The organism is Dyella kyungheensis (genome assembly GCF_016905005.1).
Lineage (GTDB): Bacteria > Pseudomonadota > Gammaproteobacteria > Xanthomonadales > Rhodanobacteraceae > Dyella > Dyella kyungheensis.
The window spans coordinates 351,599-365,286 of sequence record NZ_JADIKC010000007.1; the positions used below are offsets into that span (position 1 = coordinate 351,599).

A 13,688-nucleotide genomic window follows, 5' to 3' on the forward strand; every position below is an offset into this window, starting at 1 on the left:
GTTTGGGTGTGAGTTCGCGGTCCGCTGCCTTGCGGCCGCGCGTCAGATGCCGGCGTAGCCGCCCAGCACGTATTCGTCTTGCTCGCTGTTCGGTGCCTGGGTCTCGCGCGGTTGTACGCGCGGGCGGCCCTGCACCGGCAGTGCGATCACCACATCGCAGGCGGAGTCGTCCGACGAAAGACGAAGCTCCATGTCCGGGTGGGTGTCGTCGGGCAGCGAAACGGAAAGCTTGAGTACTTGCATGGCAAAGACTCCGTAGATTCCAGTAGTGCGTCAGTAGCGGAAGGACTTAGGCGAGACCGCAAAGCACGAGCAACATGTCGATCAACTTGATGCCGATGAACGGCACCACGATGCCGCCCAGGCCATAGACCAGCAGGTTGCGACGCAGCAGCGCGCCAGCGCCCAGCGCGCGGTACTTCACGCCTTTCAGCGCCAATGGAATCAGGAAGATGATGATCAGGGCGTTGAAGATCACCGCCGAGAGGATCGCGCTCTGCGGGGTCGCCAGCTTCATCACGTTGAGCGCGTTGAGTGCCGGATACGTCGTCGCAAAGGCCGCCGGGATGATGGCGAAATACTTGGCCACGTCGTTGGCAATCGAGAACGTGGTCAGCGATCCGCGCGTGATCAGCATCTGCTTGCCGATCTCCACCACCTCGATGAGCTTGGTGGGGTTGGAATCGAGATCCACCATGTTGCCGGCTTCTTTCGCTGCCTGCGTACCGGTGTTCATCGCCACCGCCACGTCGGCCTGGGCCAGCGCCGGGGCATCGTTGGTGCCGTCGCCGCACATCGCCACCAGGCGGTTCTCGGCCTGGATCTTGCGGATCAGCTTGAGCTTCGCTTCGGGCGTCGCTTCGGCGAGGAAATCATCGACGCCCGCTTCCGCAGCAATCGCGGCTGCCGTCAGCGGATTGTCGCCGGTGATCATGATCGTCTTGATGCCCATGCGGCGCATCTCGGCGAAACGTTCGCGGATGCCGCCCTTGACGATGTCCTTCAGCTCGATCACCCCGAGTGCCGCCACGCCTTCCGTGACGATCAGCGGCGTGGCGCCGCGACGGGCGATATCCTCGGCCATGCGCTTGACCAGCGGCGGCAAATGGCTGCCGTTGGATTCCAGATAGCGTTCCACTGCATCCAGCGCGCCCTTGCGGATCTGCCGCGTGCCGATGTTCACGCCGCTCATGCGGGTCTGCGCGGTGAACGGCACGAACTCGGCGTGGCCTTCTTCCAGTTGGCGCTCGCGGATGCCGAAGCGCTCCTTCGCCAACACCACCACACTGCGGCCTTCCGGCGTCTCGTCGGCCAGCGAAGCAAGCTGGGCGGCGTCGGCAAGTGCGTGTTCGTCAACGCCCGGTGCCGGCATGAAAGCCACCGCCTGGCGATTGCCCAGCGTGATCGTGCCGGTCTTGTCGAGCAGCAACACATCGACGTCGCCCGCGGCTTCCACGGCGCGGCCCGAGGTGGCGATCACGTTGGCGCGGATCATCCGATCCATGCCCGCAATGCCGATGGCCGACAGCAGCGCACCGATGGTGGTGGGAATCAGGCACACCAGCAGCGCCACCAGCACGGTCAGCGTGATGGGGTTGCCCGCACCGGCCGCCTGCACGCTGTAAATCGAATACGGCAGCAGCGTGGCGCAGGCCAGCAGGAAGATCAGGGTGAACTTGGCCAGCAGGATGGTGAGTGCGATCTCGTTCGGCGTCTTGCGGCGCGAGGCACCTTCCACCATGGCGATCATGCGGTCGAGGAAACTCTCGCCCGGATTGCTGGTGATGCGCACCACCAGCCAGTCGGACAACACCCGCGTGCCGCCCGTCACCGCGCTGCGGTCACCGCCCGACTCGCGGATCACCGGCGCGGATTCGCCGGTGATGGCGCTTTCATCGACGCTGGCCGCGCCCACCACCACCTCGCCGTCGCCAGGCATCTGCTCGCCCGCTTCCACCAGCACGTGGTGACCCACGCGCAACTCGGACGACGGCGTATAGGTGATCGCTGCGTCCTTGTACGGTGCCGCCAGGCGCTTGGCCACCACGTCCCTGCGCGAACCGCGCAGCGCCGCGGCCTGCGCCTTGCCGCGGCCTTCGGCCAGCGCTTCGGCGAAGTTCGCGAACAACAGGGTGAACCACAGCCACACCGTCACCCAGAAGATGAAGCCGGTGGGCGCTTCGCCGTGGCCGGTCAGCGCCTGCACCCACAGCAAGGTGGTCAGCACGCTGCACACGAACACCACGAACATCACCGGATTGCGGAACTGCTGCTTCGGCGAGAGCTTGAGGAACGAGTCGGCGATGGCCTTGAGGATCAGCTCGCGATCGAAACTGCGAACGCCGTGAACAGGGGTATGAGTCGTTGTCATGGATAAGCTTCCTTCGGGCGCTACTCAGCGCACCGACATCAGGAATTCGGCGATCGGACCCAGCGCAAGCGCAGGCAGGAAGGTGAGCGCACCCACCACGACCACTACACAGGCAAGCAGGGTGATGAACAGCGGGGTATGCGTAGGCAGCGTGCCGGCCGACGGCGGCACGTGCCGCTTGGCAGCCAGCGAACCGGCCATGGCGAGCATGGCGATGGCCAGCAGGAAGCGCGACAGATACATGCACACGCCCAGCAGCACGTTCCAGAACGGCGTGTTGGCAGAAAGGCCACCAAACGCACTGCCGTTGTTGTTCGCCGCCGACGACACGGCATACAACACTTCGCTGAAGCCGTGCGCACCGGGGTTGGCCACGCCGGCCACACCGGCTGGCGTCATCACCGCAATGGCCGTGCAGATCACCACCAGTGCGCAAGGCACCAGCACGGCGAGACTGGCCATCTTCATCTCGTGCGCTTCGATCTTCTTGCCCAGGTATTCCGGCGTGCGGCCCACCATCAGTCCGGCGATGAACACCGCGACGACCGCGAACGCGAGCATGCCGTACAGACCCGAACCCACGCCGCCGAAGATCACTTCACCCAGCTGCATCAGCCACATGGGCACCAGTCCGCCGAGCGGCGTGAGCGAATCGTGCATCGCATTCACTGCGCCGCACGAGGCCGCCGTGGTCACCGTGGCGAACAAGCCGCTGGCGGCGATGCCGAAGCGCGTTTCCTTGCCTTCCATATTGCCGCCGGCCTGCAGCGCGGAGGCTTGCTGGTCGACCGCCAGTCCGTGCAGCGCCGGATTGCCTGCCTGTTCGGCGGCGATGGCACCCAGCGCGAGAGGAATAAAAATCAGCAGCATGGTGGCGAGGATCGCCCAGCCCTGGCGGCGGTCGCCGACCATGCTGCCAAAGGTGTAGCAAAGACCTCCCGGAATCAAAAAGATCGCCAGCATCTCGATGAAGTTGCTGAATGGCGTGGGGTTCTCGTACGGGTGTGCGGAGTTCGCGTTGAAGAAGCCGCCACCATTGGTACCCAGCTGCTTGATCGCGATCTGCGAGGCGGCCGGGCCCATCGGCAAGGTCTGCGTGGTCACCGTGGTCTGCTTGGTCACGTCCTTGCCCGACGCATCCTTCACGGTATTGCCGGCCGCATCCTTCACCGTCTCCACCGCCGTGGTGTGCTGCACCAGCGGCACATCGACGTAGGCCTTGAAGTTCTGCACCACGCCCTGCGAAGACAGCAGCAGCGCGATCACCAACGAGAACGGCAGCAACACGTAGAGCGTGCTGCGCGTCATGTCGACCCAGAAGTTGCCCACGCTGTCGGTGCTGCGGCGAGTGAAGCCGCGCACCACCGCCAGCAGCACGGCAATACCGGTGGCCGCCGAGAGGAAGTTCTGCACGGCCAGCCCAAGCATCTGGGTCAGATAGCTCATGGCGCTTTCGCCGCCGTACGCCTGCCAGTTGGTATTGCTGGCGAAGCTGATCGCGGTGTTCATCGCCAGATCCGGCGACAGCGCATCGAAATGCTGGGGGTTCAGCGGCAGCCACTGCTGCACGCGCTGCAACGCATACACGGCGAACAAGCCGAGCATGTTGAACACCAGCATGGCGATGGCGTAACGGCGCCAGCCCATCTGTTCATCGCTGCGTACGCCGGCGAGGCGGTACAGCCCGCGCTCCAGCTTGCCGCCCACGCGATTGACGCCGTTGGGCGTATCGGAAAACGCCATGGCCATGTATGCGCCGACCGGCTTCACCAGCACGAGCAGCACGCCGAGGAAGAGCACGACCTGGAAGATATCGAAGGTGGTCATTCGAACCACTCCGGCTTGAGCAGGGCCACGCACAGGTAGCCCGTCAAGGCCACCGCGATCACGGCAGCCACGAGGTAGATGAAGTTCATGGTGGATCTCCCGCAGGAAAAGCGCGCGCCGGTGGCGTCACCGCGCGTAGCGATGATTGGCGATCAGGGACGGCGGCCGAGACGGTCGCAGATCAGCAGAAAGCCGAGCGCCGCCGCAAACAGCACGATCGAGAAAAGCAGATATAGGGCGTCCATCGAAGTCCGACTCACCGTCTTGGTTAACGGTGCAAATTGTCGGCAGCGGTGCATAAGAAAGGGGTAGCGAATTCACCCGGCCGCGTATAGAAACCGTAAAGATTTGCCCCGGCGACCCACCGGAACCTTGTGGGAGCGCACTTGTGCGCGACGGACGCGCCGCGCCGATACCACTGGGTTGGCCTGTCGCGGACAAGTCCGCTCCCACAAAAAACCAGGGCTTGGATCAGACCGCGTGCGAAACCACCGCATCGTCATTCGCCGCCGCCGCCCGATGGATCGGGTAGCCCGCCTCATCCCAGGCATCCAGCCCGCCCAGCAGGGGACGCACGCGTTTGTAGCCGCGCGACATCAGCGCCTTGGCCACCAGCGCAGCGGAGGCCTCGTTCGGGCAGGTGCAGTAGATCACCAGCTCCGCATCGAGCGGCACCGCGTTGACGATCAGGTCGACGCTGTTCACGTCCGCCAGCAAGGCGCCCGGGATGATGCGCGAGTCCAATGTGCGCGCCGCTTCCGAGCGCACGTCCACGATGGCCGGCTTGCGGCCGTCGGCAAGCGCATCGTTCAATTCCTTTACCGTGATGCGCGCCATGCGCAAGGCACGGATCAGGCGATGGCGCTGCCACCACTTCACCACGATGTAGAGCGCGAGCAGGGAGACGATAAGCATCAGCGCCACGCTGCCGGCATTGGCCAGCGTCTCCAGCAGCGCATCGATCTGGGTGGCGAACACATAGCCGAGAGTGACGGCGACGCCCACCCACAACAACGAACCCAGGCCGTCGAACAATACGAACGGCGCCACGCGCAGGCCCATCGCGCCCACCAGCGGCGGCGCCACGGTGGACAGGCCCGGCACGAACTTGGCGAGCAGCAAGACACCGCCGCGCCAGCGCTGGAAGCGCAGCTCGGACTGCTTCACGCAGGAATCGGGCGACAAAGAAATACGGCACAGCGTGCGCATCACGCCGCCGCCGAAATAGCGGCCCGCCGCATACCACGCGTAATCGGCCAGCAGGCAGGCGAACACCGCCACCGCCACTACACCGGCCAGCGGCAGGCGCTCGGTGGAAGCCAAGGCGCCGGCCACGATCATGGTCGGCACGGCGGGCAACGGCACGCCCGCCTGTTCGACCAGGACATTGATGAACACCAGCAGCAACCCGTACTGGGCGATCAGCTCGATGATGTGGTGGGCCATGGCAAACCTCGACCGGCTACCTCGTGCAGCCCCACGATTGTTGGGGCTGCCGTTCGCAAAAACAATCGACTCTTTAGGCTAGGGTGCGCTGATCCATTCCACATGGGCGTCACCGGTTCTGTCTGGCCCGAAGGGTGACTCCAGAGAGTCCGCAGGGTGCAATGCGCGACTTGCCAAGGCGGCCAGCCTGGGCTGCGTCACGCCTCGCACCCTGCGGACTCTCTGGAGTCATGCCGCCCATGTGGAATAGATCAGCGCACCCTTCGACGAGACGGTTCAATAGCCAACCACCTCGCCATCCTTGCGCATCTCGGTGGCGCCCCAGTACACGTGCTGCTTCGGATCCAGCAGGATCGCCTCGTAGCCGCCGAAATTGCCCGTGCCCGGTTCGATCGTATAGCCGCGCCGTGTCAATTCGGCCTTCACCTTCGGATCGAAGCCCGACTCCATCTCGACCTTGCCGATCCCCTGCGAGGGCTCGCCGGTGGGCTCGGCGTTGCCGTAATGGCGCCAACGCGCGGCGTCTCCGGCATCCTGCACGTTCATGCCGAAATCGATGATGTCGGTGAGTACCTGGACGTGCGCCTGCGGCTGCATATCGCCGCCCATCACGCCGAACGCCAGCCAGGGCTCGCCGTCCTTCATCGCAAAACCCGGAATGATGGTGTGGAAGGGCCGCTTGCCCGCGGCGTAGACATTGGCCGCTCCCGGCTTGAGCGAATACAGCTCGCCGCGATCCTGGAACATGAAGCCAAGCCCATCGGCCACCAGGCCCGAACCCATGCCGCGATAGTTCGACTGGATGATCGAAACCATCATGCCGTCCTTGTCCGCCGTGGCGAAATACGTGGTGTCGCCATTGAACAGGCGCGGATCGCCGGGGCCGATCGACGGGTTGGCGTGATCGAGATGGATCTGCTTGCGCCGCTGCTCGGCGTAACCTTCGGAAATCAGGCCCTTCATCGGCACCTTGACGAAGTTCGGATCGGCATAGAACTTGGCCAGGTCTTCATAGGCCAGGCGCTTGGCTTCCAGCATGGCGGTGATGGCATCGGCACTGCCCACGCCCATCTTCTGCAGATCAAACCCCTTGAGGATCTGCAGCATTTCCAGCGCCGCGAAACCCTGCCCGTTCGGCGGCAGTTCGTAGACATCGACGCCGCGGTAATTCACCGATTGCGGCGTCACCCATTCGCCATGGAAGTTGGCGAAATCGTCGTAGCGCAGATCGCCACCGATACGCTTGAAATACGCATCGATCGTGTGCGCGATGGCGCCCTTGTAGAACGCGTCGCGGCCGCCTTCAGCAATCATCGTCAGCGTGCGCGCGAGATCGGGATTGCGGAACACCTCGCCCTCGTTGGGCGTGTGCCCGTCGATGAGATAGGTGTGGCGCGCGTTGTCCAGTTCCTCGATCAAGCCCTTCTGGCGTTCGAACGAGGCGAAGTTGCCCTTGAAGTACTTGGCCACCAGCTGGGTGATGGGGAAACCGTCCTTCGCATAGCCAATGGCGGGCGCCAGGTCGTCGGCGATCGGCAGCTTGCCGAACTTCTCGTGCAGTGCGAACCAGGTGTCCACGGTTCCGGGCACGGTGATCGGCAGCGAACCCACGGCAGGAATGTGGTCCGTCGCCGGCACGCCGGCCTTGGCATAGGCTGCCTTCACTTCGGCCTGCATCCTGGCCAGGTCGCGTCCTTTCGCCGAGGGGCCTGAGCCGTTGTAGCCGTAGAGCTTACGGGTCTTGGGGTCCCACACGATCACGAAGCAATCGCCGCCGATGCCGTTGAGCACCGGCTCCATCAGGCCCAGCGCCGCGTTGGCGGCAATCGCCGCATCCACCGCGCTGCCGCCCTTCTTCAGGATGTCGATGGCGACCTGCGAGGCGAGCGGTTGCTCGGTGGCCGCGATGCCATGCTGCGCGATCACCGGCGAGCGCGAGGCCCAGGGATTGCCGGAATAACGGTCGCCGCGACCGATATCCGCCGCGGCGGCATGGCCCACGCACAGGCTCGTCAAGGCGGCCAGGACAGTAAGCAGGGGAAAACGCGATACGCAAGAGGGAGATGCAGGCATGGGGCGGCCTCGTGAGTGCGGGAAAGGCGACGGCGGCGAGCTCCCCTGCCCCCGTCACGTAAGCGCTAACACATACACCGCCAGACGATCCCCTGCCAAGGACCGCCGCCACATCCTGGAGCGCTGGCTGGCGAATCAGGCGCTGCGCGCGGCCGCGGCCGCTTCCATGGCCGTGCTGTGCGACTCGATGCGTCGCGCGCCAAGCCACACCAGCGGCAGCCACACCAAGGTCAGCGCCGCGGCGCAAAGAAATACGCCATCGACGCCGAGCCGGCCCAACGCGATGCCGCCCACCGCGCCGCCCACGAAGGCACCGAGGAACTGGCTGGTCGAATACGCGCCCATCGCCGCACCGCGCATCGGACCGGGTGCCAGCTGGGACACGAGGCTGGGCAAGGCCGCTTCCAGCAGGTTGAAGGCCGAAAAGAACACGGCGGCCGCCACGCCGAGTACGGCCACGTGATCGCCCGACAGGCCAAAGCCCAGCAACCCCAGACCGGTCGCCACGACACACACAGCCACCAGCCGCAGGCTCTGCGCCAGTTCGCGCATGCGGTGCAGGCAGGCGCCCATCACGAAGGCGGCGATCACCATCACCGGCAGGTACAGCTCCCAATGACGATTCACCGGCAAATGCAGCCGATGGGCCAGCAGCAACGGCAAGCCCACGAAGCTGGCCGTCAACAACAGGTGCAGGAAGAACACCGAGCCGTTGAGCACCAGCATGCGGCCATCACGCAGCATCGACAGGACGCTGCCCCAGGTGGCCGCCGCCGGCGCCGAGGGACGTTCCGGCGTGGGCACGATCAGCCACAGCAGCACGAGTGCCGCCAGGGCCAGGATGGAGGTGGCGGCGAACAGGCCGGAAAGGCCAGCGACCGCTTCCAGCGGCGGCCCCAGGATCAGCGCCAGCAAGAAAGCCACGCCGATGGACACACCGATGATGCCCATGACCTTGCTGCGGTTCTCGTGGCGCGTCAGGTCGGCAGCCAGCGCGGTGCCGGCGCCCGCTACCGCGCCCATGCCCTGCAGGGCGCGCCCCATCACGATGCCCAGCAGGTTGTGCGACATGGCCGCCACCAGTCCACCGACGGCGAATACCAGCAGGCCCAGCGTGATGGCCGGCTTGCGGCCGATGCGGTCGGACAGCAGCCCCAGCGGAATCTGCAGCAGCACCTGGCCCAGGCCGTAGACGCCGAGCGCCAACCCGATCAGCCATGGCGTCGCGTCCGGCATGTGCTGCGCGTACAGCGAAAACACCGGCATGATCAGGAACAAGCCGAACAGGCGCAGGCTGATCACACAGGCCAGGGTCAGCGCGCTGCGCCGCTCGAGTGGGGAAAGTTTGCTCACCGGGGCTTCTTAAAAGGGCCGCATCAGTCGCCGATTATACGTTTGGCCCCAAAAAACCAACCGTGGTGCCGTGTCGCGGCGGTTTCTCGCCCCCAACTCTATCTATAATCCCCGGCATACGACGCTACGACTGCCTCATGACCACGACCCAAGCCGACACCCGCCGCTCTGCCGACTTTGCCGCCGTTCGAGGGCTCGCCGCCGCAGACATGCATCGGGTCGACTCGCTGATCCGCCAACGCCTGTCGTCGGACGTGGTGCTGATCAACCAGATCGCCGACCACATCATCGCCGGTGGCGGCAAGCGCCTGCGCCCGATGCTGCATGTGCTGGCGGCCAACGCGGCCGGCTATCGCGGCGAGCACCACATCAAGCTGGCGGCGGTGATCGAGTTCATCCACACCTCCACGCTGCTGCATGACGACGTGGTGGACGAATCGGACCTGCGCCGCGGCCGCAAGACCGCCAATGCACTGTGGGGCAACGCCGCCAGCGTGCTGGTGGGCGACTTCCTCTACTCGCGCTCGTTCCAGATGATGGTGGAGCTGGATGACATGCGCATCATGCGCATCCTGGCCGACACCACCAACACCATCGCCGAAGGCGAAGTGCTGCAGCTGCTCAACATCGGCAACGCCGACGTGGATGAAGCGTCCTATCTCAATGTGATCGAACGCAAGACCGCGGTGCTGTTCGCCGCCGCCACCGAACTGGGCGGACTGCTGGGCGGGTTGCCGGTGGACCAGTGCGCCGCCTTGCGCCGTTACGGCATGCAGCTGGGCTACGCGTTCCAGATCGCCGACGACCTGCTCGACTACACCTCCGACGCCGGCACCCTGGGCAAGAACATCGGCGACGACCTCGCCGAAGGCAAGCCCACGCTGCCGCTGATCTACGCGCTGCAGCGGGCCGATGCCGAACAGAAGCAGTCGTTGCGCCACGCCATCGAACACGGCGGCCTCGATTCGCTCGACCGCATCATCGCCGCGATCCGCGATTCCGGCGCGCTCGAACGCACCCACGAACGCGCCGTGATGCATGCCGATGCCGCACGCGATGCGCTTCGTGCGCTGCCCGATTCGCCGTGGCGCGATGCGATGGCGACGTTGGCGGATTATTCGGTGCAGCGCAGCTTCTGATTCTTTCGCAAGATCGAGTCGCGCACAGGGTGCGCTCCCACAGGAGAACCGACACTGTGGGAGCGCACCCTGTGCGCGACTCGGCCTGCGATGACGTTACGGCGTGTTGCTGAAAGCGCCCTTCAACCAATCGCGCATCATGCGATAGCTGCGCTGCGCCGCACGCTCGTCATAGGCGCAACCCGCGCTGTGCTGGTCGGTTTCGGTAAAGCAATGCACCGCATTGCCCAGCACAACGAACTGCCAGTCGGCCTTGCTGCCGCGCATTTCGTCCATGAACTTGTCCGCGTCCGGCATGGTGCCCTTGTCGTCGGCGCCGTTCATCACCAGCACGCGTGCCTTGATGTTCTTGGCCAGCGACGGGTCGTCGGTCTGCAGGCCGCCATGGAACGACACCACTGCCGCCACGTCGGCGCCGCTGCGGGCGAGATCCAGCACGGCCGAACCGCCGAAGCAGAAGCCGATGGCGGCGAGCTTGGTCAGGTCGATCGGCGCACTCTTGCCCTGTGCCTTCAATTGCTCCAGCGCCAGGTCGATGCGCTTGCGCATCAGCGCGCGGTCGGTATACAGCGGCTTGGTGGCTGCCTTGGCCTGGTCGTCGCTGGTGGGACGGATCTTTTCGCCATACATGTCGGTGACCAGGATCACGTAATCCTTGCCGGCGATGCCCTCGGCCTTCTTGATGGCACCGTCGTTCACGCCGTACCAGTTGGGCACCATCACCAGGCCAGGGCGCTTGGCGGTCACGGCATCGTCGTAGACCAGCACGCTGTGGAACGTGGTGCCGTCCTGGGTCCATTCGACCGGCTTCTGCACCATTTTCGCCTGCGCGGCGAACGCGAATCCTGAGAGCAACAGCAAACTGCAAAGTCGGGCGATGCGCATGATGACGATTCCTTGTTGAGAGGGTTCTACGTCGGGCGGTTCGAGCGAGCTACAAGCCGGCGGCGTGTTCCGCCAGTCTGCGTTTGATCGGTGACAATCGGTCGATGAGGCGCACGCCGAGGCCGCGCGCGGCGACCAGCGGAGGCGCCTGCCAGGCATAGATGCGTGCCAGCGCGTCGAAACCGAGCGCATCCATGGTGTCCGCGCTACGGCGTCGACGCGCATAGCGTCGCAATACGTGCGGCGATGCGATATCGCTGCCGGCATCGCGCGCGGCGACCAGCGTGTCGCGCAGTTCGGCGACATCGCGCAAGCCGAGGTTCACGCCCTGCCCTGCCAACGGATGCACCGCGTGGGCCGCGTCGCCGAGCAGCACGAATCGCCCGGCCTGATAGGTTTCCGCCAATTGCAACCGCAACGGAAAGCCCGCACGGGGCGTAGCACCGACGATGCGCCCCAACCGGAAATCGCTGGCGACGCCCAGCTCCTGCAGGAAGGCCGCGTCGTCGAGTGCGAGCACGCGCTGTGCCTCGTCTTCCGGCAGCGACCACACGATCGAGCTGCGGCCATCGGACAGCGGCAGAAGTGCCAGCGGACCGGTGTCCAGGAAGCGCTGCCAGGCCGTACCTTCATGCCCACGTTCTGTCTGGACGTGCGCCACGATGCCGCGCTGCGCATAGTCGCGGCCCCGGGTTTCGATCCCGGCCATGGCGCGCAAGGGCGACGCGGCGCCGTCTGCGGCAACCAGCAGGCGTGCCGATATGGCGTCCGTTTCCGCACCGCCCAGCGTCAACTGCACGCGATCTTCCAGCACCTCATAACCGCCGACTTTTGCCGGGCACAGGCGTTTTACGCCGGCGGCGTCGAGCGCCTGCCAGAGCTGCCATTGCACCAGGTTGTTCTCGACGATGTAGCCAAGCAGGTCGCGACCTTCCCGGGCAGCATCGAAATGAATGGCCGCGCCACTGGCGGCATCCCATACGTGCATGTGCGAATACGGGCTTGCGCGCAAACTCCGAATGGACGTCCAAACGCCAAGCTCGTCGAGCAAGGCGATCGACGAGGGCGCCAGCCCGACCACGCGAAGATCCACTTCATCATCGATCGACCACGGCGCCGGGGCGCGCGCCTCCACCAGGGCCGTGGCAAATCCGGCGCGTGCCAGCGCCAGTGCAGTCGCTGCGCCCACCATGCCGCCGCCAACCACGGCGACATCCAGCGCGGGACCGCGACGACGCGACGATTCGCTGCGCGTGGAAGACATCATGCTCATGGCAGTCGCTCCAGCACAGCCTTCGGCGGTTCGCCGCGAAAACCCATGCCGCGACGTGCGATCAAGCGCTGCAGCGGCGGCAGCCGATCGAAGGCCAGCATGGCCAGGGAACGCAAGGGACCCAGCACCGGTTGCTGCAGGCAGGCCAACTGGACCAGCCCATGGCTCATCGCCATGGTGCCTTCGCGGTCCGGCGCACGACGTGCGGCGTAGTTCGCCAGCAGCTCTTCAGCGCCCGGATCGTTGGCACCTGTCAGCAACTCGGCCAGCGTGAGCGCATCGCGCAAGCCGAGATTGAAACCTTGCGCGCCGATGGGATGCACCGTCTGCGCCGCGTTGCCGACCAGCACGGCACGCGTGGACACCAGCGACCGTGCGGCCACGCGCTGGATGGCGTAGGGATGACGTTTGCCGGGGCGACTCAATCGGCCCAGGCGCCAGCCGAAGCGCTCCTGCGCCAACGCGATGAAGGCCTCGTCGTCCATCGCTTCCACGGCCGTGGCTTCGTGCTGCGGCACGGTGAGCACGAGCCCGCAGCGGCGGCTGGCCAATGGCAGCAGCGCGATCGGTCCGTTGTCGGAGAAGCGTTCGTACGCACGATGGGCGTGGTCGCGTTCCGGCGTCACCGTGCAGACGAACAGGGTCTGGCGATAGTCGTGGCGCTCGGCCTCGATGCCGAGACGATCGCGCACGAACGACGCGGTGCCGTCCGCGCCGACCAGCAAGGGCGTGTCGATATCGACCGGCCCTTCGGCGGTCTGGATGCGCGCGCACCAACCGTCGGCCACCGGCTCCAGCGATTCCACCCGCGCGGGCGCCAGGCGGCGCAGGCGCGTGCACTCGTCCAGCCGGCGCAGCAGCGCCGCACCGAGTTCGCGCGCGGGCAGCGTCCAGCCCAGCGCATCCACGCCCTGCCGTGCCGCATCCATCTGCACGCTGCCGAAATCGCCGGCGCGCGTCACATGGATGTACTGGATCGGCGTGGCCTGGGCCGCCGCGTGCTTCCACACGCCAATGGCGCCGAGGCCGTTGACGGTGGCGCGGGCCAGCGCGAGGTTGCGTTCGTCGTAGCTGGGCTGGTCGCCGACGCGCGGCGCGGCAGCCTCCACCATCACGGCCTCGATGCCGGCCGCGTCCAGCGCGATGGCCAGGCTGGCGCCTACCAGGCCGCCGCCAACGATGAGTACCGGCTGCCGGGCGCCGGCCTGAAGGGATGCATTCGTCATGGCGCCGCATGATACGCGCTACGGCTAGCGGGCTGGCGTCCGCCCAATTGCGATAGACTTGGCCCTTGCATTCGACGCGACCCTTTTGGAGCAGC

At 65.8% G+C, this 13,688-nt stretch carries 11 protein-coding genes; 1 reads left to right on the forward strand and 10 read right to left on the reverse strand.

Annotation, left to right across the window (positions count from 1 at the left end; translation table 11 throughout):
* Positions 1–42: 42 nt before the first annotated feature.
* The 7 genes from ISP20_RS16180 to ISP20_RS16210 form a co-directional block, all read right to left on the reverse strand.
* Positions 43–243 (reverse strand): hypothetical protein, encoded by a 201-nt coding sequence (locus tag ISP20_RS16180; protein WP_204637138.1) that lies wholly within the window; start codon positions 241–243, stop codon positions 43–45.
* A 46-nt stretch (positions 244–289) separates the two neighbouring features.
* Positions 290–2,371: a potassium-transporting ATPase subunit KdpB gene (gene kdpB / locus ISP20_RS16185; protein WP_204637139.1), complete on the reverse strand. Its 2,082-nt coding sequence runs from the start codon at positions 2,369–2,371 to the stop codon at positions 290–292.
* Positions 2,372–2,395: 24 nt separating this feature from the next.
* On the reverse strand, positions 2,396–4,198 hold the full coding sequence (kdpA, locus tag ISP20_RS16190; protein WP_204637140.1) for a potassium-transporting ATPase subunit KdpA: 1,803 nt from the start codon (positions 4,196–4,198) through the stop codon (positions 2,396–2,398).
* Positions 4,195–4,287 carry a K(+)-transporting ATPase subunit F gene (kdpF, locus tag ISP20_RS16195; RefSeq protein WP_204637141.1) on the reverse strand — a complete coding sequence of 31 codons (93 nt, stop codon included), beginning with the start codon at positions 4,285–4,287 and terminating at the stop codon, positions 4,195–4,197. The genes kdpA and kdpF overlap by 4 nt, the downstream gene beginning before the upstream one ends.
* A 382-nt stretch (positions 4,288–4,669) precedes the next feature.
* Positions 4,670–5,644 carry a DedA family protein/thiosulfate sulfurtransferase GlpE gene (locus ISP20_RS16200; protein WP_204637142.1) on the reverse strand — a complete coding sequence of 325 codons (975 nt, stop codon included), beginning with the start codon at positions 5,642–5,644 and terminating at the stop codon, positions 4,670–4,672.
* A gap of 276 nt (positions 5,645–5,920) precedes the next feature.
* A complete protein-coding gene (locus tag ISP20_RS16205) occupies positions 5,921–7,717 on the reverse strand; it encodes a gamma-glutamyltransferase family protein (RefSeq protein ID WP_204637143.1) in 1,797 nt (598 codons plus the stop codon).
* 135 nt (positions 7,718–7,852) lie between these two features.
* Positions 7,853–9,070 (reverse strand): MFS transporter, encoded by a 1,218-nt coding sequence (locus ISP20_RS16210; protein WP_204637144.1) that lies wholly within the window; start codon positions 9,068–9,070, stop codon positions 7,853–7,855.
* A gap of 137 nt (positions 9,071–9,207) precedes the next feature.
* Here ISP20_RS16210 and ISP20_RS16215 point away from each other — a divergent pair, with 137 nt between their 5' ends.
* The gene (locus ISP20_RS16215; RefSeq protein ID WP_204637145.1) at positions 9,208–10,209 is read left to right on the forward strand and encodes a polyprenyl synthetase family protein; all 1,002 of its coding nucleotides are present in this window, start codon (positions 9,208–9,210) and stop codon (positions 10,207–10,209) included.
* Positions 10,210–10,305: 96 nt separating this feature from the next.
* Here the strand turns inward: ISP20_RS16215 and ISP20_RS16220 are convergent, their stop codons facing one another.
* Genes ISP20_RS16220 through ubiH form a run of 3 tightly spaced genes read right to left on the reverse strand, consistent with a single transcriptional unit; the run spans position 10,306 to position 13,593 of the window.
* Positions 10,306–11,094: a dienelactone hydrolase family protein gene (locus ISP20_RS16220; protein WP_204637146.1), complete on the reverse strand. Its 789-nt coding sequence runs from the start codon at positions 11,092–11,094 to the stop codon at positions 10,306–10,308.
* Between the two features lie 49 nt (positions 11,095–11,143).
* Positions 11,144–12,367 carry a UbiH/UbiF/VisC/COQ6 family ubiquinone biosynthesis hydroxylase gene (locus tag ISP20_RS16225; protein ID WP_204637147.1) on the reverse strand — a complete coding sequence of 408 codons (1,224 nt, stop codon included), beginning with the start codon at positions 12,365–12,367 and terminating at the stop codon, positions 11,144–11,146.
* Positions 12,364–13,593, reverse strand: coding sequence for a 2-octaprenyl-6-methoxyphenyl hydroxylase (ubiH, locus tag ISP20_RS16230; RefSeq protein ID WP_204637148.1), 1,230 nt, complete (start codon positions 13,591–13,593; stop codon positions 12,364–12,366). The genes ISP20_RS16225 and ubiH overlap by 4 nt, the downstream gene beginning before the upstream one ends.
* Between the last annotated feature and the right edge of the window lie 95 nt (positions 13,594–13,688).

Bases quoted from the DNA above. Each gene is read 5' to 3' on its own strand.
- ISP20_RS16180 (WP_204637138.1), bottom strand. From the start codon at position 243: ATGCAAGTACTCAAGCTTTCCGTTTCGCTGCCCGACGACACCCACCCG.
- kdpB (WP_204637139.1), bottom strand. From the start codon at position 2,371: ATGACAACGACTCATACCCCTGTTCACGGCGTTCGCAGTTTCGATCGC.
- kdpA (WP_204637140.1), bottom strand. From the start codon at position 4,198: ATGACCACCTTCGATATCTTCCAGGTCGTGCTCTTCCTCGGCGTGCTG.
- kdpF (WP_204637141.1), bottom strand. From the start codon at position 4,287: ATGAACTTCATCTACCTCGTGGCTGCCGTGATCGCGGTGGCCTTGACG.
- ISP20_RS16200 (WP_204637142.1), bottom strand. From the start codon at position 5,644: ATGGCCCACCACATCATCGAGCTGATCGCCCAGTACGGGTTGCTGCTG.
- ISP20_RS16205 (WP_204637143.1), bottom strand. From the start codon at position 7,717: ATGCCTGCATCTCCCTCTTGCGTATCGCGTTTTCCCCTGCTTACTGTC.
- ISP20_RS16215 (WP_204637145.1), top strand. From the start codon at position 9,208: ATGACCACGACCCAAGCCGACACCCGCCGCTCTGCCGACTTTGCCGCC.
- ISP20_RS16220 (WP_204637146.1), bottom strand. From the start codon at position 11,094: ATGCGCATCGCCCGACTTTGCAGTTTGCTGTTGCTCTCAGGATTCGCG.
- ISP20_RS16225 (WP_204637147.1), bottom strand. From the start codon at position 12,367: ATGAGCATGATGTCTTCCACGCGCAGCGAATCGTCGCGTCGTCGCGGT.
- ubiH (WP_204637148.1), bottom strand. From the start codon at position 13,593: ATGACGAATGCATCCCTTCAGGCCGGCGCCCGGCAGCCGGTACTCATC.